We start from the raw sequence: 16,926 nt of genomic DNA on the forward strand, positions 1-16,926 counted from the left end.
CTATTTCCTGGCGCGCAGAGCCGCTTCATAGGCTTTTTTCGTCCAGGCCGTCATTTCTTCAGGATCGTCGACCGCCGACAGCGGGATGGACCAGTAGGGCATCGCCGTCGGCTTGCGGTTTCTGTGGCCGTCATAGATCCACTGCCGCGAGCCTGCCGCGGCAAAGTCGACCGCGCTTTCCCGATCGGCTTTGAGCAGGATCTCGCCGTCGACCTCCAGCCCAACGATCAGGCCGTTATGGTAGACGCCCTTGCCTCCGAACATCCGCTTGATAGTGACCGGGCCAAGCCCATCGAAAATTTCCACAATGTCGGCATCTTGCATCGGCGGCGATCCTCTTTCACTGTCGCAGCCAGTTTTATCATCATCCAGCGGGGGAAAACACTCGATGCCGATGCTGCTCAAGGGTTCCTGCCGCTGCGGCGCGGTCCGCTTCCAGGTCGCCAGCCACACACCGGTGCCCTTCATGCTGTGCTACTGCTCGATCTGCCGCAAGCAGCAGGGCGGCGGCGGATATGCGATCAACCTCGGCGCGGATTCGGCCACGCTTCAGGTCGAGGGCGAGGAGCATCTCGGCCTCTACCGGGCGGAAATCGAGGATGAGGAGCGGACGCATTGCGAGGTTTCGACCGGCGAGCGCCGCTTTTGCCGGGAATGCGGGGCGGCGCTATGGCTCTACGATCCGACCTGGCCGGAACTGGTGCACCCATTCGCCTCGGCCATCGACAGCGAGTTGCCGATAGCGCCGGAACGCGTGCATATCATGCTGAAATACAGGGCTTCATGGGTGGAGCCGAACATCCGCCACGGCGATAAGACATTCGATATCTATCCGGAGGATTCGATCGCCGATTGGCACAGGAAGCGCGGACTTTGGATTGAGTAAGCTACGCCGCGCTTTGCGCGCGCGCATCGGCGAGCTGCTTCAGATCGGCGGGCTTGAGTTCGACCGATTCGCCGCAGCCGCAGGCGGAACTCTGATTGGGATTGGTGAACGTGAATCCGGTGCGCAGCGTCGTCGCCTCGAAATCCATCACCGTGCCGAACAGGAACAGCGCGGCTTCCGGCGCAACATAGACATGGGCGCCGTCGCGCTCGATGTGGTCATCCTTGGGGTTGGGCTCGGTCACCAGGTCGACCGTATACTCCATGCCGGCGCAGCCGCCCTTTTTGATGCCTAGGCGAACGCCCTTAGCATTTTCGCGCGTCGCCATGATCTCGTTCACGCGAGCGGCGGCCTTTTCGGTCATGCTGATGACGGCGAAGCGTCCCATATTCCTGTCTCCATTCCATCCAGGTTCAAGGCCTGACGGATGTCGTGTTCTTATCCCAATGTGGTGAAGATTCCCACCCCATGCAAGCCCGTGATCGCCCGTAACATACTTCACATCTGCGGAACCGTTCCGACCGATGGTGGTTAAGGCACGTCAAACTCAGGAGGTTGAAATGACTTTCCGAAGCACGATTGCCGCCACCATCCTGCTCACAGGAACCGGCCTCGCGGCTGCCCAGACCGTCGTGGTCACGCCCGAACAGGAAACCGTGGTCCGAGAATATGTGAAGGCCAATCCGGTCGTGGTCGATCGTCCATCCAACTTTGAACTCGTAGTCGGTGCGATCATCCCAGATATCCTCAAGCCGGGCGAACTTGCCGAAAACACGCTGGAGAACAAATATCAGTACGTCGTCATGGACGGCCGTACGGTGCTGATCGAGCCAGAAACCCGCAAGGTCGTGCACATAATCGACTGAATGCGCAGGGCGTCCTGTTTCAATCAGGGCGCCCTAATACCACCCTACCGCCACCTGCGCCTCTTCCGACATGCGATCAGGAGTCCAGGGCGGGTCAAAGGTCATGTTGACCTCCACATCGGAAACGCCTTCGACGGCGCTGACCGCGTTCTGCACCCAGCCCGGCATTTCGCCGGCCACCGGGCAGCCGGGCGCTGTCAGCGTCATGTCGATCTTGACCGAACGATCGTCCTCAATGTCGATCTTGTAGACCAGGCCGAGTTCGTAGATGTCGGCGGGGATTTCCGGGTCATAGACGGTCTTAAGCGCCGAGACGATGTCGTCGGTCAGCCGCGCCAGTTCTTCCGCAGGGATCGCCGATACGGACGGAACAGCAGCGGATGCTTCCGGCGTTGGTTCGGTTCTCACAGTCGCGTCGTCCATGCTCATCACCCGAAAAATTTCCGCGCCTTTTCGAGCGCTTCGGCCAGAATGTCGATTTCGGCCTTTGTATTGTACATGCCGAATGACGCCCTGCATGTGGAGGTTACGCCAAAACGTTTCAACAGCGGCTGGGCGCAATGGGTTCCGGCCCGCACCGCCACGCCCTGCCTGTCTATAACCATCGCAACGTCGTGCGAATGGATGCCCTGAAGCTCGAAGGAGACGATTGCGCCCTTCCCCGGCGCGTCGCCGAATATGCGAAGCGAATTGATCGAGCGCAGCCGCTCATGGGCATATTTCTTAAGCTCGGCCTCGTGTGCGGCTATCCGCTCGCGACCGATCTTGTCCATATATTCCAGCGCGGCGCCCAGCCCGATCGCCTGGACGATCGGCGGCGTGCCGGCCTCGAAGCGATGCGGCGGGTCGTTATAGGTGACTTCGTCTTCGGTCACCTCGAAGATCATCTCGCCGCCGCCCTGGAAGGGACGCATGCGCTCCAGAATTTCCTTCTTGCCGTAGAGCACGCCGATGCCGGACGGGCCATAGACCTTGTGACCGGTGAATACGTAGAAATCGCAGTCCAGATCCTGGACATCGACCGGCATGTGCACGGCCGCCTGGCTGCCGTCGACCAGCACCGGAATGTTTTTCGCGTGCGCGATGCGGCAGATCTCCTTGATCGGCGTCACCGTGCCCAGCGCGTTCGACATATGGGTGATGGCGACCAGTTTGGTCCGGTCGGTCAGGCGCTTCTCGAATTCCTCGATGTGGAACACGCCGAGATCGTCGACCGGAACCCAGACCAGCTTCGCCCCTTGGCGCTCGCGGATGAAATGCCACGGCACGATGTTGGAGTGATGCTCCATGATCGACAGCACGATCTCGTCGGCCTCACTGATATTCGGTATCCCGAAACCATAGGCGACCGTGTTGATCGCCTCGGTGGTCGATTTGGTGAAGACGATCTCTTCCGTGCTGCCGGCGTTCAGGAAGCGGCGCACGCTTTCCCGAGCCTTTTCATAGGCATCGGTGGCCGCGTTCGACAGGAAATGCAGGCCGCGATGAACGTTGGCATATTCCTTGGTGTAGGCATGGTTGATCGCGTCGAGCACGGCCTGCGGCTTCTGCGCCGATGCGCCATTGTCGAGATAGACCAGCGGCTTGCCGTAGACCTCGCGCGCAAGGATCGGAAAATCGCGGCGGATCGCCTCGACGTCGTAGGCTGCGTGTTCTATTTTCTGGTCCACGTCTTTGCCTTCTTACGAACTACTTTGGTGCGCCCGCTGCGCTCGCACCTCAGGATGAGGGAGGTTGGTGCGCCTCATCCGCTATTCTGTCCTTCGAGGCCCTTTCGACAAGTTCAGGATCGCGCCTCAGGATGAGGAGCCGGTGCGCGCCTCATCCCATTTGTCTCGCGCGGAACTCAGGTGTTGTCAGAGCCAACTTTCCTCGTCCTGAGGTGCGAGCGGAGCGAGCCTCGAAGGACGCACCGCACAGCCAATTTCACCCATGCGCCGCGAACCATCCGTCGAGTATCGCTTCCAGCGCCTCGACCACCGGCTCGTCTTCCAGCTCCTCGATCACTTCCGCCAGGAACGCCTTGACCAACAGCCCGCGCGCTGTCTTCTCGTCGATGCCGCGCGCCATCAGGTAAAAAAGATGGTTGTGGTCGATTTCGGTGACGGTCGCGCCATGCCCGCACTGCACGTCGTCGGCAAAAATTTCCAGCTCCGGCTTGGTCGAGAACTCGCCGTCGTCCGACAAAAGCAGCGTGTTGCAGGCCATCTTGGCGTCGGTCTTCTGCGCATACTGAGCGACGTTGATGCGGCCCTGGAATACGCCCTTCGCCCGTCCGGTGACAACGTTGCGGATCACCTCGGTCGAGGACGTATGCGGCACCGAGTGGTCGAGCACCATGGTCACGTCGGTGTGGCCGTCGCCGGCCAGCAGGTTGACGCCGCGAAGCTTGAACTCCGCGCCCTCGCCCTTGGCGTCGACCACAACCTCCTGCCGCACGAGCTTGCCGCCGGCGTTCATGACGAACAGCGTCAGCTTCGAATTCTTGCCGAGTTCCGCCTTGAATTGCGCGAGATGCGTCGCCGTCTCCGGCTGGTCCTGCACGATGATCCACAGTATCTCGGCATCGTCGCCGAGCAGCAACTGGCTGACCGAGCTGGCGAGCGCCGCTCCGCTGCCGGTCTGGCGCTCGACGATCGTCGCCCTGGCGCCGGCGCCGACCCGCACCGGCAGCCGCACATGCGTCTGTCCGCCGGCCTGCACGTTCTGCAACTCCAGCGGCGCCTCGAGCCGGCTGCCTTCCGCTATGTCGACAAAATAGCCGTCGCCGACAAATGCGATGTTCAGCGCGCCGATGGCGTCGTCCGGGCCATAGATTTCGAGCGCCGGGGCGAAGCTACCGTCGGCCAGCTTTTCGGCAAGTGGCTGGACGGTTACGCCGTCGATTTTCGCAATATTGGCGGACGCGATGCCGTTCAGCACCGGCAGCACCAATGAGCCATCGAGCAACGGCGCAACCGCCTTCGCGTTCGCCGTCTCGTCATGCGGCGGCACGCTGGTCAGGAGCCGGCGCAGATCGGTGTAGTGCCAGGATTCGACACGCTTGGTCGGCAGGCCGGCCTTGACCGCCTCGATGGCGTTGTCGCGCTTGACCATCACCGCGCCGTCGCCGGGGAGCAGCGAAAGCCGCTCGCCGAACGCGTCGATGATCGCCGTTTCGGCGAGCGTGCGCTGGGGCGTGATTTGAAGGTTCATGACCGTCACCTATGCCGCCTTTTCGATGATCCCGGCATAGCCGTTCTCTTCCAGTTCGACCGCCAACGACTTGTCGCCCGACTTGATGACCTGGCCGCGGTAAAGCACGTGGACCGAGTCCGGCACGATGTATTCGAGCAGGCGCTGATAGTGGGTGATGACGACGATGGCACGGTCAGGCGACCTCAGCGCATTGACACCGTCGGCCACGATCTTCAGCGCGTCGATGTCGAGGCCCGAATCGGTCTCGTCGAGCACGCAAAGCTTCGGCTCCAGCAACTTCATCTGCAGGATCTCGGCGCGCTTCTTCTCCCCACCGGAAAAGCCGACATTCAGCGGACGCTTCAGCATCGCCATGTCCATGTTGAGCGAGCCGGCCGCTTCCTTCACCCGCTTCAATAGCTCCGGGATCTTCAGCGGCTCCTCGTCGCGCGCCTTGCGCTGCGCATTCATGGCAACCTTCAAAAACTCCATCGTCGCCACGCCCGGTATCTCCATTGGATACTGGAAGGCGAGGAATATGCCCGCCGCGGCGCGCTCGGCGGGGTCCATCTCAAGGATTGAGTGGCCGTTATAGAGAATGTCGCCCTCGGTCACCTCATAGTCCTCGCGGCCCGCCAGAATATAGGACAGCGTCGACTTGCCGGAGCCGTTAGGTCCCATGATGGCGGCCACTTCGCCTGCCTTCACCGTCAAATTGAGGCCTCGGATGATCTCGGTGCCGTCCTCGACGATACGCGCGTGCAGGTTCTTGATCTCAAGCATCTTTTCTTCCGTTCAAACTGTCGCGCCCTGCGGCGCCGAGTAGATTTTGTCGAGAATGTTTCTGGTGTTCAGCACCCTCGTGCTGGACTGCCTCAATCACCCCACGCTTCCCTCAAGGCTGATGCCGATCAGCTTCTGCGCTTCGACTGCAAACTCCATCGGCAGTTCCTGGATGACCTCCTTGACGAAGCCGTTGACGATCAGCGCGATCGCCTCCTCCTGCGGAATGCCGCGCTGCATTACGTAGAACAGCTGATCCTCGGAGATCTTCGACGTCGTCGCCTCGTGCTCGAACTGCGCCGTTGAATTCTTCGCCTCGATATAGGGCACCGTGTGCGCGCCGCAGTCTTCGCCGATCAGCAGGCTGTCGCACTGCGTGAAGTTGCGCGCGTTCGATGCCTTGCGATGAGCCGAGACCTGGCCGCGATAGGTGTTCTGGCTGAAGCCGGCGGCGATGCCCTTGGAGATGATGCGGCTCGATGTGTTCTTGCCGAGGTGGATCATCTTGGTGCCGCTGTCGACCTGCTGATAGCCGTTCGAGACCGCGATCGAATAGAACTCGCCACGGGAATCGTCGCCCCGCAGGATGCAGCTCGGATATTTCCAGGTGATCGCCGAGCCGGTCTCGACCTGCGTCCACGATATTTTCGAGCGGTCGCCGCGGCAGTCGCCGCGCTTGGTGACGAAATTGTAGATGCCGCCCTTGCCCTGCGCGTCGCCGGGATACCAGTTCTGCACCGTCGAATACTTGATCTCGGCGTCGTCCAGCGCGATCAGTTCGACCACCGCGGCGTGGAGCTGGTTCTCGTCGCGCTGGGGCGCCGTGCAGCCTTCGAGGTAGGACACGTATGCGCCCTCTTCCGCGATGATCAGCGTGCGCTCGAACTGACCGGTGTTCTTCTCGTTGATGCGGAAATAGGTCGACAGTTCCATCGGGCAGCGGACGCCCTTCGGCACGAACACAAACGATCCGTCGGTGAAGACGGCCGAGTTCAACGTCGCGTAGTAGTTGTCGGAGGTCGGCACGACCGAACCGAGATATTTCTTCACCAGTTCCGGGTGCTCGCGGATCGCTTCGGAGATCGAGCAGAAGATGACGCCGGCCTGGGCCAGTTCCTTCTTGAACGTCGTAACGACCGACACGGAATCGAACACCGCGTCGACGGCGACGCGGCCGGACTTGTAAACATTGTCGTTGGCTTCATCGAGCTCGGAATCCGCCGGCTTCTGCACGCCGGCCAGGATCTCCTGCTCGCGCAGCGGGATGCCGAGCTTTTCGTAAACCTTCAAGAGCTCGGGATCGACTTCCGCGAGCGATGTCGGCCCCGGCGTCGACTTCGGCGCGGCGTAGTAGTGGATGTCCTGGAAGTCGATCTTCGGATAGTCGACGCGCGCCCAGGTCGGCTCCTGGAGCGTTACCCAGCGGCGATACGCTTCGAGACGCCAATCCAGCATCCACTGGGGCTCGTTCTTCTTCGCGGAGATGAAACGGATCGTGTCTTCGGACAGGCCCTTGGGCGCCTTGTCCATCTCGATCTCTGTCTCAAAGCCGTATTTGTATTGGTCGACGTCAATCTTTCGGACCCGATCGATCGTGTCCTGCACAGCAGGCATCAGCGTTCTCCATCCACGCCGGGTTCAAGGCCCGGCAGTTTTCAAACTATGGCGCCGCTGGGACGGCGTAAGTTCAATATAGTGTGTCCCTCCGGGCATTTCACCCGCCGGGACCGCAAACCAGCGTCCCGAAAACACACCGCTCATGGCCTTGCGGCCGTTTCCGCCGTTCAGGCGGCCTTGGTCCTGCCGGCGCGCCGCGCCAAAAGGTCGCTCAGCGCCCCCGCAAACCGCTCAATTTCGGCTCCCGTGGTCGCTTGCCCGATCGAAACGCGCAGCGCGCCTTCCGTATCGGCGTAGCCCATCGCTTTCAAGACATGGCTCGGCCCGACGCGTCCCGAAGAACATGCGGAGCCGGCCGAAAGTGCTATGCCCGCCAGATCGAAGGCGATCTGCGCTGTCTCGGCCTTGATGCCGGGGATTGCGAAGAACGCCGTGTTGGCCAGGCGCTCGGTGGTGCGACCGAATATCTGCGCGTCGGGCGCTGCGGCCAGAGCCAGATCCTCAATGTGGTCGCGCATGGCGCGGACGGCTTCTATGTGCGCGAGATTTTCCATCGCACGCCGCGCGGCCGCGCCGAAGCCGGCAATTCCCGGCAGGTTCTCGGTGCCGGCGCGATGCCCCTTTTCCTGACCGCCGCCGGCAATAAGCGGCTTCGGCATCATCAGGTCCGAGGCGCCGACAATCGCGCCAACCCCTTTCGGGCCGCCGATCTTGTGCGACGACAGTATGAGGAAATCGGCGGAACCGGCCGTAATGTCGAGCGGAATCCGCCCCGCCGCCTGCACGGCATCGAGCACTAGCACGCCGCCCGCGGCCTTCGCCAGCGCCACGATCCGGCCAAAAGGCTGCACCACGCCGGTTTCGTTGTTTGCGGCATGGACGGCGACCAGCGGCAGGCCTTCACTCCGGTCGTGGCTGTCCAATGCGGCCTTCAAGGCCGTCATATCCATCACACCCTGCGCGTCGACACCGATCCGCGTCACGCTCTCCGGAGCAAAACTCCCGCCCGCCAGCAGACAGGGGTGATCGGCCTCGCAGATATAGAGCCGCGACATACGGATGGCGCCGCGCCCCATGCGCCAGTCCGGCGAAAGCAGCGTCGCCGCCGCTTCCGTGGCGCCGGAGGTGAAGACGACATGCTCAGGCCTGGCATTGACCAGCGCGGCGACATCGCGGCGCGCCTCCTCGACGACCCTGCGGGCGGCGCGGCCTTCGCTGTGCACCGACGACGGATTGGCTGTAACATCGAGCACGGCAAGCATCGCCTCGCGCGCCTCTGGCAGCAGCGGAGCGCTTGCATTGTAGTCGAGATAGGCGCGTGGTGCGGCCATTCCGCTCAATCTGTCCTGTCAGCCTGCATTCGGGCGCGGCCGGACGTTATTTCCTTGAAATTCCAAGGCGAGCCGTCCTATTTACCCGCTTTGCCGACCGGGTGGCATCGGCTACCCAGTTTTGAACAATTCTAAACTAGCTTCTAGAAAGACGCCTGTCGTGCGTCAAGGCCAGAGGAAGAATTGTTCCAGCCGGCAAGCGCTTTTGTGTTGGATTGGAGTCGTTCATGCCTGAGGTCATTTTTACCGGTCCGGCGGGTCGCCTGGAAGGCCGCTATCAGCCGTCGACCGAGAAAAACGCGCCGATCGCGATCGTGCTCCATCCACACCCGCAGTTCGGCGGGACGATGAACAACAAGATCGTCTACGACCTCTTCTACATGTTCCAGAAGCGCAACTTTACGACGCTGCGCTTCAATTTCCGCTCGATCGGCCGCAGCCAGGGCGAATTCGACCACGGCACCGGCGAACTATCGGACGCGGCCGCAGCCCTCGACTGGATCCAGTCGCTGCATCCGGATTCGAAGAGCTGCTGGGTCGCCGGTTATTCCTTCGGCGCCTGGATCGGCATGCAGCTCCTAATGCGGCGGCCGGAGATCGAGGGTTTCATCTCGGTCGCCCCGCAGCCCAACACCTACGACTTTTCCTTCCTGGCTCCCTGCCCTTCATCGGGACTGATCATCCATGGCGATGCCGACAAGGTCGCACCGCCGAAAGATGTTCAGGGCCTGGTTGACAAGTTGCATACGCAAAAAGGCATCACCATCACGCAGAAGACCCTGCCCGGGGCCAACCATTTCTTCTCGAATGACACCCAGTTGCTTATCGACGAATGCGCCGATTATCTTGATCGGCGTTTGGCCGGCGAATTATCCGATCCGCGACCGAAAAGACTGCGGTGATCTATAAGTTACCGCTAACAAAGCCTCATACAAAACTACTCGATTTGTGCGTGTCGCCTCGGTGGAAAGTCTAGCCTGTCACTCGACAGCCGACTTACTGCATGGCAGCTTTTGCTTGTGACCGAATCACAATCTCACATGAGGGGGATACCGCCCGTGAGCAAATTCGAAATCTACAAGGACAAAAAGGGTGAAACACGCTTCCGGTACCGCGCCGCCAATGGCGAGGTGGTGTTCAGTTCGGAAGGCTACAAGGCGAAAGCCTCGGCGACCAAGGCCATAGAGTCGATCAAGAAGAACGCAGCCACGGCAGCGGTCGAAGAGGCCGCCGCTCCCGCCAAGAAGGCGCCTGCGAAAGCCGCAAAGCCTGCGGCGGCAAAAGCCAAAGCCGCTCCCGCCAAGTCGATCGCGAAGAAGGTTGTGGCCAGGGCAGCGGCCGCGAAGCCTGCTGCGGCGAAAGCCAAACCGGCGGCAAAGGCCAAGCCCAAAGCTGCAAAGGCACCCGCCAAATAACCGACGGTCGACCTGCTTCGCACTATCACCCGCCTCCGGTCCCGCCTCGGCGAAACCGGAGGTTTGCTGTTGAGATCTAAGGGTTCGCGATCACGCCGCCGCTGACCGGCTGGCGGCAGCCTGTGGTTGTCGGGAAAGTCAGCGGCAGGCCTTTCAGCGAGCGCACCGCCAGATAGGCCCAGGCTTCCGCCTCGGTCGCATCGCCGTCGAACCCTGCTTCTTCCGCGACGATCACCTTTGCGCCGGCCTTCTCCGCGCCCGAGCGCAGGTCGTCGACAATATGCGGGTTTTTCCGCCCGCCGCCGCAGACGATCCAGAGTTTCGGCCTGTCCGGCATGTGCTCGGCCGACTTCAGGATCGCCTGGGCCGAGACCGCGGCGAGCGTTCTGGCACCGTCCGAAAGCTCCAGGCCGCGCGCAAGGTCGAGCGTAAAATCGTTGCGGTCCAGCGATTTGGGGCCGGATTTCTCGAAGAACGGATTCTGCAGATAGCGCCCGACCACGACGCTGACCACGCCGCCTTCGCTAGCGATCACCCCATCGGCGTCGAACGGCACTCCGCCCTCCCTGCTGACCCATTGGTCGATCAGCGTGTTCCCTGGGCCGGAGTCGAAGGCGATCGGCGCGCCAGCTTCCGGCACATAGGTCACGTTGGAAATCCCGCCGATATTGACGAACACGACCGGGAACTTTCCCGCGAAAGGTTCTGGCAGCGATCGTGCCAGCGCCGCATGATAGGCCGGCACAAGCGGCGCTCCCTGCCCGCCTTTCGCCATGTCGTTGGCGCGCATATCGTAGACCACGGGAATTCCGGTTTCGCGGGCAAGCAGCGCACCGTCGCCGAGTTGGACCGTCACACCGGCCGTCGGCCGGTGCAAGACCGTCTGGCCGTGAAAGCCGATAAGGTCCGGCCTGCCCCAGTCGCCGGCCTCCGATTTCAGAAACGCCCCGACCGCGCGAGCGTGCCTCAGGCTGATCTCGCCTTCCAGTTCGACGAGGTCGCCCGGCCGGTCCTCGCGCCTGACGATCGCCTTCGCCGTTTCGAGCCCCGCCTCGATGCGTCGCCTGAACGCTGCCTCGTATGGCACGAACATTGACGGCCCCGCCTCGATCTGGTTTTCGCCGTCGGTCCTCACGAACGCGATGTCGATGCCGTCCATGGACGTGCCGCTCATCAGGCCGATTGCGCAGAGTGCCGCCATTTTCGCCACCGTTCTTGTGATTCCCAAGCGCCGGATGCTAAACGCGCGCATTCACTCTTGCCATGGCGGGCGCGTCCCCGCTGCGACGTTTCCCGGGATAGAAAAATGTCCGCCTTCAAGTCCGACTTCCTGCGCACAATGTCCGAGCGCGGCTTCATCCACCAGACTTCGGATGATGCCGGCCTCGACAGGCTTTTCGCAACGGAAACGGTGACGGCCTATATCGGCTTCGACGCGACTGCCAAAAGCCTGCATGCCGGCTCGCTAATCCAGATCATGATGCTGCACTGGCTGCAGAGGACAGGCCACAGGCCGATCGCCCTTATGGGTGGCGGCACTTCAATGATCGGCGACCCCTCCTTCAAAGACGAGGCGCGCAAGCTGCTCACACCCGCTGATATAGAGGACAATCTCGCTGGCATCCGCCGGAATTTCGCCCCCTACCTGAATTTCGGCGATGGCCCGGGCGACGCGCTGATGATCAACAACGCCGACTGGCTGATGGAGATCAACTACGTCAATTTCTTGCGCGACGTGGGCCGGCATTTCTCGGTCAACCGCATGCTCGCTTTCGATTCGGTGAAGATGCGGCTCGACCGCGAGCAGTCGCTGTCCTTCCTCGAATTCAACTACATGATTCTGCAGGCCTACGACTTCGTCGAGCTCTACAAGCGCTTCGGCTGCCGTCTGCAGATGGGCGGCTCCGACCAGTGGGGCAACATCGTCAACGGCATCGATCTGGGCCGGCGCATGGAGGATGCGTCGCTGTTCGCACTCACCACGCCGCTGCTCACCACCTCCTCCGGAGCGAAGATGGGCAAAACGGCATCGGGCGCCGTCTGGCTCGATCCGGAGATGCTGAGCGTTTATGACTTCTGGCAATACTGGCGGAACACCGAAGACGCCGATGTCGGCCGCTTCCTGAAACTCTACACGACGCTGCCAATGGACGAGATTGCCCGACTTCAGGCGCTCGGCGGCTCCGAGGTCAACGAAGCCAAGAAGATCCTCGCGACCGAGATCACCGCGCTGCTTCACGGCCGCGAAGCTGCCGGGCGGGCGAGCGAAACCGCGCGCAAGACTTTCGAGGAGGGCGTCACCGCCGACACGCTGCCAACGGTGGAGATCGGCAGGGATGTCCTGGAGGCCGGGATTGGCATTCTGTCGCTGTTCGTGACGGCGGGGCTCGCGTCCTCCAACGGCGAAGCGCGCCGCCATATCCAAGGCGGCGCCGTGCGCCTCAACGATCAGCCCGTCGCCGACGAGCGGCGCATGGTCACACAGGCCGATCTCACCGCCGATGGCGTGGTCAAGCTGTCGTTCGGCAAGAAGAAGCACATTCTGGTGCGGCCGGCGTGAAGACCGCCGGCAGGTTAGATTAGCCGGGCGATCTCATTGATACTCAAAGATCGATCGGAAAATCCCCGGTGCGATGACGGATAGAGGGTTGACCTGGAGTTGTGGCGACTTGACCGGGCCTTCCAGCTTGTAGGTGACGCCGATCAGGCCGCGGTCGCGGCCGTTTCCTAAAATCACGCCGAAAAACGGGATCTCGCCAAAAATGCGGTTCAGGCCATAGGCCGGCATGAAAGTGCCGGTCATGTCCATACGGTCATCCTTGTCATAGAGCGTGCCCTGGAAAGTCGTTCCGATCATCGGGCCGCGCAGCACGCCATTCTCCAGCTTCAGATAGCCATTGCCCTTGTCGATCTGCGTGGCGCCGCGCTCGAACTGCACGCGAGATGTGTCGATGTCCCTGCGGACGGCCTGGTTCAGGCTGCGATCGCCACCCGCCGGTGCGGTCGAGACGATCGAGGCCAGCTTGGGTTCGTTGACGACCCAGAAATTGGTCGCGTCGACGCGGCCACGCATCGGCCCGTCGCCCTTTCCTGCAAGGGCAAGACTGATCGCGCCGCCTTCCATATGTTCATAGATGTTGAGGAATCGCAGGATAGCGCCGGCGTCCGACGACTGCATTTCGAGCTTCCGGCTGCCGCTTTCGGAAGCGTTCTGGACCGTCACCTTGCCGCCCGAGCCCGACACGGCCGAGACCTTCAGCCCGTTCACCTTCGCTCCGGCGCCGCTGTAGTCGAGCTTCACATTGGACAGCCTCTCGCCGTGAAAGCCGCCCAGGCTCTCCACGGCGAGTTTCAGCGAAACCGGCGCCGAACCGCCCGATTTCATCGCGCTCGCAGCGTCGGAGGTAAACTGCTTGATCAGCGAGCGCGCGTCGAACGACGTCCCGCTCACGGCGACGGAATAGCCCTTGCCGGCGCGTTCGACAGTTACGTCGACATTATCGCCGCGGTTCAGTTGTACCTTGTCGAAATCGGCTTTCGCCAGTCCGCCATTCGCCAGCGTCAATGCGCCCTCGATGGCGAAGGATTTGCCCGACAGCGAGAAATCCGAAAGCGTGGTGGTTTCGCCATCCTTGGCAAGGACAAAGCTCGCCTCGGCAGCGACGCCCGGCCCTTTGCTCCAGCCCGCCCAGGGTATGTCCAGCCTGGCTTTCGTTAGATCGGCCTTCACCTGCTGCGTTGCGCCCTGCCCGTCGAGTTCGACGCGCACCGGCCCTGAGACCATCAGCGACAATCCCGGCGCCAGCGCGTCACGCGCTTTGTCGTCGAGCAGAAGCGCTATCTTGCGCTGGCGTTCGGGGCCTGCGGGACGGAGCGGCTCGACCAACTCGATCTCCGCCTCGGCCCCGTTGAGCTTGCCCTTGGAGGATATGACCGCCTTGTCCGGGTCGACGGTGATCGTGCCGTCGGCATCGCTCAGGGTTTGGCCATTGAACGGCTTGGCCACGGCGAGGTCGGTATAGTTGAGCGTCACCAGCCAATCGAGCGTGCTGCGGTCGATGCCCTTGTGCAGCGGAATGTCGGCCTTCACATTTCCCGAAACCTGCCCGGAAAAATCGTCGGGCGTCAGCTCGGTGAAGCGCATTCCGTTGATCGGCTCGAAGGAGGCGAGTTCGGTGACGGCAGCCGCGTCTCCGGCCACATCTATGTCGAGCGCGCCGATCACCGGCCGGCGGTTCGCCTCCTTGATCGCCAGCGTTCCATTGCTTGCTGCGACGCTGCGGCCGCTCGGCATATAGACCGTGCCCGATGAAAGCGCGATGTCGACGTCGTGGCCGGCGAATTCGACCACGCCGTCGGCGTCGCGGACCGGCGGTATCAGCCCAGCGGTGTCGAACCGCGTGCCCTGGACCCGGAAACGGCCCGAAACCTCTTCCGGCGACAGCGGCACGCCATTGCCGAGCCGGCCGGGCAGCACACGAAGCTGCATGCGGCCGTCGGGCACGCGCCCGCCGAAAACATGATCCAGCACCCATGATCGCGCCTTGTCGGCCGCCAGCCACGGCCAAAGCTGCTTCACATGCGAAACCTGCATATCGCTCACCGTGAAGGCCAGAGCGAAGCCTGGCGCCTTGCCCGGCACGAAATCGAGCGAGGCCGAGCCGAGCGCCTCGCCGGGGCCGCTCTTGATCGCCACCTCTTCGGCGACCAGCCGGTTGCTGCCTGGCTTATAGACGCCGTTGATGCCGGTCCTGAAATTGAGCGCCGGCTCCGGCGAATCGTCGGGCGCGAGCGTGGCGCTGCTGCTCACGAGTTCGTATCGGTAGGCTGGCTCCTCGCCGGTTTCGTCGCTCGGAGGCTTGGGTCCGATGCCGCCGTTGAATTCGAAATTGTTGCGTCCGCTTGCGAGGTGGAGCCGGTCGACCTCGATTTTGCCGGAGCCGGCGACGAGTGTGGCGTCGGCCGAAGCGCTGCCGGTGAAGACGCCCCGCGCCCCAAGATCGAGGGCCGATTCGTGCAGCATCAGCGCCGCTTTGAGCTGGGCCGGCTCGGCGCCGATCCCTTCCTGTCCGGAAAGCTTGACGTCGATCGCGCCGAGGCGGTTCAAGCCTTCGCTGGCTTGTTCGCCGGGCGCAGCCGGTTCCGGTGCGGCGGCCGCCAGTTGCAAATCGAGCACGCCGATGCGCCGCGAAACCGGGTCGCGCACAGCCGACCCCTCCAACGTCACGGCGCGGCCGTCAATCTCGGCTGCGGCGGAAAACGCCAGCTTGCCGGGGCCGGCTGCCGCCAGCGTCGCGCTGACGATCCTAAGCACCCTTATCCCGCCGTCTTCCGGCAGCACGATCTCGACATTCTCAAGGTCGAGACGGTCCGTCGCTCCCGGATGCACCGCGTCGAGCGCGCGATGGACCCGGTCGAACGCCACCTCGATCAGGCGGTCTGGGTCGATCAGGCCCTGCTCGTTGCGCAGCACATTCGTCCAGTCGACGCCGTCAGATTCGGGCATGGCCGCCGCCATGATGCGGGCGTCGGAGATCGAGGCGCTGCCCAGTTGCACATTGCCGGAAAGCAGCGACAGAAAATGCACGCCGAAGCGCATGACGCCGGCGTCAACCATCGGTGCGCCGTCTTCGCCCTTCTTCAGGCTGACGTCGCGCACTTCGAGCGCCACCAGGCTCGGGCCGTCGAGCGACAGGCGCGCCGGGCCGACCGCTGCGTCGACATCCATCCCAGCGATTGCGCTGATCGCCTTCTCGGCCTCCAGGCGCAGCCGCTCCGAACCGAGGCCGGAGACGCCTGCTACATAAACCAGGCCGGCGATCAGTCCGAGCACGGTGACGGCGATTGCGATCCCGACGGTGCAGGTATTGGCTGTGCGGCGAATCAGGCTCGGCTTCGGCGGCCTGAGATCCTGTCCCTCAGCCGAAGGAAATGCGCCGAGGTCTGCGATTTCGTCGCGCCTGAAGCGAATTTTCTCGTGCTTCCGAAGTTCGTGATCCACACGACATCCTGCGTTGAATTCCGACGTGGACGAATCCGCTGGCGGCATTATAACCCTGTCGGCTCGCGCATGACATCAAACAGAGGCACGAAATGACCGAACTCTCTCCGGGACAGGACGCACCGCAATTCGAACTGCCGCGCGATGGCGGCGGAACGCTGACGCTCTCGGCCCTGCGGGGCAAGGCCGTTGTCCTCTATTTCTATCCCAAGGACGACACCAGCGGCTGCACTGCCGAAGCGATCGATTTCTCGGCGTTCAAGCCGGATTTCGAGAAGGCCGGCGCGGTCGTCATCGGCATGTCGCCGGATAGCGCCAAAAAACATGACAAATTCAAGGCCAAGTACAGCCTTTCGGTCGATCTGGTCGCCGACGAGGAGCGAAAGGCGATCGAAGCCTACGGCGTCTGGGCCGAAAAGAGCATGTATGGCCGCAAATATATGGGCGTCGAGCGCACCACCTTCCTGATCGACCGGGATGGCAAGATCGCCAGGGTGTGGCCGAAGGTGAAGGTGCCTGGCCACGCCGCGGAAGTGCTTGAGGCGGTACGGGCGCTCTAACCTCCCGGAACCGTTTCTTCTTGGCGGCGTTTGCTATCTGGAAACGATCGAACGCGGGAGAAGTGCATGTTGCGCGGCGTATTGCTCTGGATGCTCGGCATCCCGATACCAATCATCATTCTGCTCTGGCTTTTTCTCGACTAGGATTTTCTCGGCCGAAGCGATTGACGACGACCGTCGATAAAAGCCCCGCCACCTCGGTGGCGGGGCTTTTGTCTGCGCCGACCTCTCCCTCTCCTCGAGAGGGGGCATTCTCGCGCCGGGCAAAGCTTTGTTAACCCTAATAATGT

Annotated in this window: 15 protein-coding genes and 1 pseudogene; 6 read left to right on the forward strand and 10 right to left on the reverse strand. The window is 62.4% G+C overall.

Going from position 1 to position 16,926, the window contains the following annotated elements; genetic code table 11:
* Nucleotides 1–324 (reverse strand): TfoX/Sxy family protein, encoded by a 324-nt coding sequence (locus tag ABVK50_RS14175; RefSeq protein WP_353645934.1) that lies wholly within the window; start codon nucleotides 322–324, stop codon nucleotides 1–3.
* 64 nt (nucleotides 325–388) lie between these two features.
* Here ABVK50_RS14175 and ABVK50_RS14180 point away from each other — a divergent pair, with 64 nt between their 5' ends.
* Nucleotides 389–886, forward strand: a complete 498-nt coding sequence (locus ABVK50_RS14180; RefSeq protein WP_353640957.1) for a GFA family protein — start codon at nucleotides 389–391, stop codon at nucleotides 884–886.
* A gap of 1 nt (nucleotide 887) precedes the next feature.
* Here ABVK50_RS14180 and sufA read toward each other — a convergent pair whose 3' ends face one another.
* Entirely contained in the window at nucleotides 888–1,274 is a 387-nt protein-coding gene (gene sufA, locus ABVK50_RS14185; protein WP_353640956.1) for a Fe-S cluster assembly scaffold SufA, read from the reverse strand.
* 172 nt (nucleotides 1,275–1,446) lie between these two features.
* On the opposite strand from sufA, the gene ABVK50_RS14190 reads away from it, so the two are divergent.
* A complete protein-coding gene (locus tag ABVK50_RS14190) occupies nucleotides 1,447–1,752 on the forward strand; it encodes a DUF1236 domain-containing protein (protein WP_353640955.1) in 306 nt (101 codons plus the stop codon).
* Between the two features lie 33 nt (nucleotides 1,753–1,785).
* Here ABVK50_RS14190 and ABVK50_RS14195 read toward each other — a convergent pair whose 3' ends face one another.
* The 6 genes from ABVK50_RS14195 to ABVK50_RS14220 form a co-directional block, all read right to left on the reverse strand.
* Complete coding sequence (locus ABVK50_RS14195; protein WP_353640954.1) at nucleotides 1,786–2,175, reverse strand: SUF system Fe-S cluster assembly protein; 390 nt, start codon at nucleotides 2,173–2,175, stop codon at nucleotides 1,786–1,788.
* Nucleotides 2,176–2,180: 5 nt separating this feature from the next.
* On the reverse strand, nucleotides 2,181–3,422 hold the full coding sequence (locus ABVK50_RS14200; RefSeq protein ID WP_353640953.1) for a cysteine desulfurase: 1,242 nt from the start codon (nucleotides 3,420–3,422) through the stop codon (nucleotides 2,181–2,183).
* A 256-nt stretch (nucleotides 3,423–3,678) separates the two neighbouring features.
* Nucleotides 3,679–4,947: a Fe-S cluster assembly protein SufD gene (gene sufD, locus ABVK50_RS14205; RefSeq protein WP_353640952.1), complete on the reverse strand. Its 1,269-nt coding sequence runs from the start codon at nucleotides 4,945–4,947 to the stop codon at nucleotides 3,679–3,681.
* A gap of 9 nt (nucleotides 4,948–4,956) precedes the next feature.
* Nucleotides 4,957–5,712 (reverse strand): Fe-S cluster assembly ATPase SufC, encoded by a 756-nt coding sequence (gene sufC / locus ABVK50_RS14210; protein WP_353640951.1) that lies wholly within the window; start codon nucleotides 5,710–5,712, stop codon nucleotides 4,957–4,959.
* A 96-nt stretch (nucleotides 5,713–5,808) separates the two neighbouring features.
* Nucleotides 5,809–7,326 (reverse strand): Fe-S cluster assembly protein SufB, encoded by a 1,518-nt coding sequence (sufB, locus tag ABVK50_RS14215; protein WP_353640950.1) that lies wholly within the window; start codon nucleotides 7,324–7,326, stop codon nucleotides 5,809–5,811.
* 170 nt (nucleotides 7,327–7,496) lie between these two features.
* Entirely contained in the window at nucleotides 7,497–8,660 is a 1,164-nt protein-coding gene (locus ABVK50_RS14220; RefSeq protein WP_353640949.1) for a cysteine desulfurase family protein, read from the reverse strand.
* A gap of 227 nt (nucleotides 8,661–8,887) precedes the next feature.
* On the opposite strand from ABVK50_RS14220, the gene ABVK50_RS14225 reads away from it, so the two are divergent.
* A complete protein-coding gene (locus ABVK50_RS14225) occupies nucleotides 8,888–9,562 on the forward strand; it encodes an alpha/beta hydrolase (protein ID WP_353640948.1) in 675 nt (224 codons plus the stop codon).
* Between the two features lie 156 nt (nucleotides 9,563–9,718).
* Nucleotides 9,719–9,862, forward strand: a pseudogene (locus tag ABVK50_RS14230) (DUF1508 domain-containing protein); the annotation flags it as partial.
* A 289-nt stretch (nucleotides 9,863–10,151) separates the two neighbouring features.
* Here ABVK50_RS14230 and ABVK50_RS14235 read toward each other — a convergent pair.
* A complete protein-coding gene (locus ABVK50_RS14235) occupies nucleotides 10,152–11,276 on the reverse strand; it encodes an anhydro-N-acetylmuramic acid kinase (RefSeq protein ID WP_353640947.1) in 1,125 nt (374 codons plus the stop codon).
* A gap of 105 nt (nucleotides 11,277–11,381) precedes the next feature.
* Here ABVK50_RS14235 and tyrS point away from each other — a divergent pair, with 105 nt between their 5' ends.
* On the forward strand, nucleotides 11,382–12,635 hold the full coding sequence (gene tyrS / locus ABVK50_RS14240; protein ID WP_353640946.1) for a tyrosine--tRNA ligase: 1,254 nt from the start codon (nucleotides 11,382–11,384) through the stop codon (nucleotides 12,633–12,635).
* A 33-nt stretch (nucleotides 12,636–12,668) separates the two neighbouring features.
* Here tyrS and ABVK50_RS14245 read toward each other — a convergent pair whose 3' ends face one another.
* On the reverse strand, nucleotides 12,669–16,076 hold the full coding sequence (locus ABVK50_RS14245) for an AsmA-like C-terminal region-containing protein (RefSeq protein WP_353640945.1): 3,408 nt from the start codon (nucleotides 16,074–16,076) through the stop codon (nucleotides 12,669–12,671).
* 92 nt (nucleotides 16,077–16,168) lie between these two features.
* On the opposite strand from ABVK50_RS14245, the gene ABVK50_RS14250 reads away from it, so the two are divergent.
* Entirely contained in the window at nucleotides 16,169–16,636 is a 468-nt protein-coding gene (locus ABVK50_RS14250; RefSeq protein ID WP_353640944.1) for a peroxiredoxin, read from the forward strand.
* The last annotated feature ends 290 nt before the right edge of the window (nucleotides 16,637–16,926 follow it).

Origin of the sequence: Mesorhizobium sp. WSM2240 (assembly GCF_040438645.1) — a bacterium.
Lineage (GTDB): Bacteria > Pseudomonadota > Alphaproteobacteria > Rhizobiales > Rhizobiaceae > Allomesorhizobium.

Bases quoted from the DNA above. Each gene is read 5' to 3' on its own strand.
- ABVK50_RS14175 (WP_353645934.1), bottom strand. From the start codon at position 324: ATGCAAGATGCCGACATTGTGGAAATTTTCGATGGGCTTGGCCCGGTC.
- ABVK50_RS14180 (WP_353640957.1), top strand. From the start codon at position 389: ATGCCGATGCTGCTCAAGGGTTCCTGCCGCTGCGGCGCGGTCCGCTTC.
- sufA (WP_353640956.1), bottom strand. From the start codon at position 1,274: ATGGGACGCTTCGCCGTCATCAGCATGACCGAAAAGGCCGCCGCTCGC.
- ABVK50_RS14190 (WP_353640955.1), top strand. From the start codon at position 1,447: ATGACTTTCCGAAGCACGATTGCCGCCACCATCCTGCTCACAGGAACC.
- ABVK50_RS14195 (WP_353640954.1), bottom strand. From the start codon at position 2,175: ATGGACGACGCGACTGTGAGAACCGAACCAACGCCGGAAGCATCCGCT.
- sufD (WP_353640952.1), bottom strand. From the start codon at position 4,947: ATGAACCTTCAAATCACGCCCCAGCGCACGCTCGCCGAAACGGCGATC.
- sufC (WP_353640951.1), bottom strand. From the start codon at position 5,712: ATGCTTGAGATCAAGAACCTGCACGCGCGTATCGTCGAGGACGGCACC.
- sufB (WP_353640950.1), bottom strand. From the start codon at position 7,326: ATGCCTGCTGTGCAGGACACGATCGATCGGGTCCGAAAGATTGACGTC.
- ABVK50_RS14220 (WP_353640949.1), bottom strand. From the start codon at position 8,660: ATGGCCGCACCACGCGCCTATCTCGACTACAATGCAAGCGCTCCGCTG.
- ABVK50_RS14225 (WP_353640948.1), top strand. From the start codon at position 8,888: ATGCCTGAGGTCATTTTTACCGGTCCGGCGGGTCGCCTGGAAGGCCGC.
- ABVK50_RS14235 (WP_353640947.1), bottom strand. From the start codon at position 11,276: ATGGCGGCACTCTGCGCAATCGGCCTGATGAGCGGCACGTCCATGGAC.
- tyrS (WP_353640946.1), top strand. From the start codon at position 11,382: ATGTCCGCCTTCAAGTCCGACTTCCTGCGCACAATGTCCGAGCGCGGC.
- ABVK50_RS14250 (WP_353640944.1), top strand. From the start codon at position 16,169: ATGACCGAACTCTCTCCGGGACAGGACGCACCGCAATTCGAACTGCCG.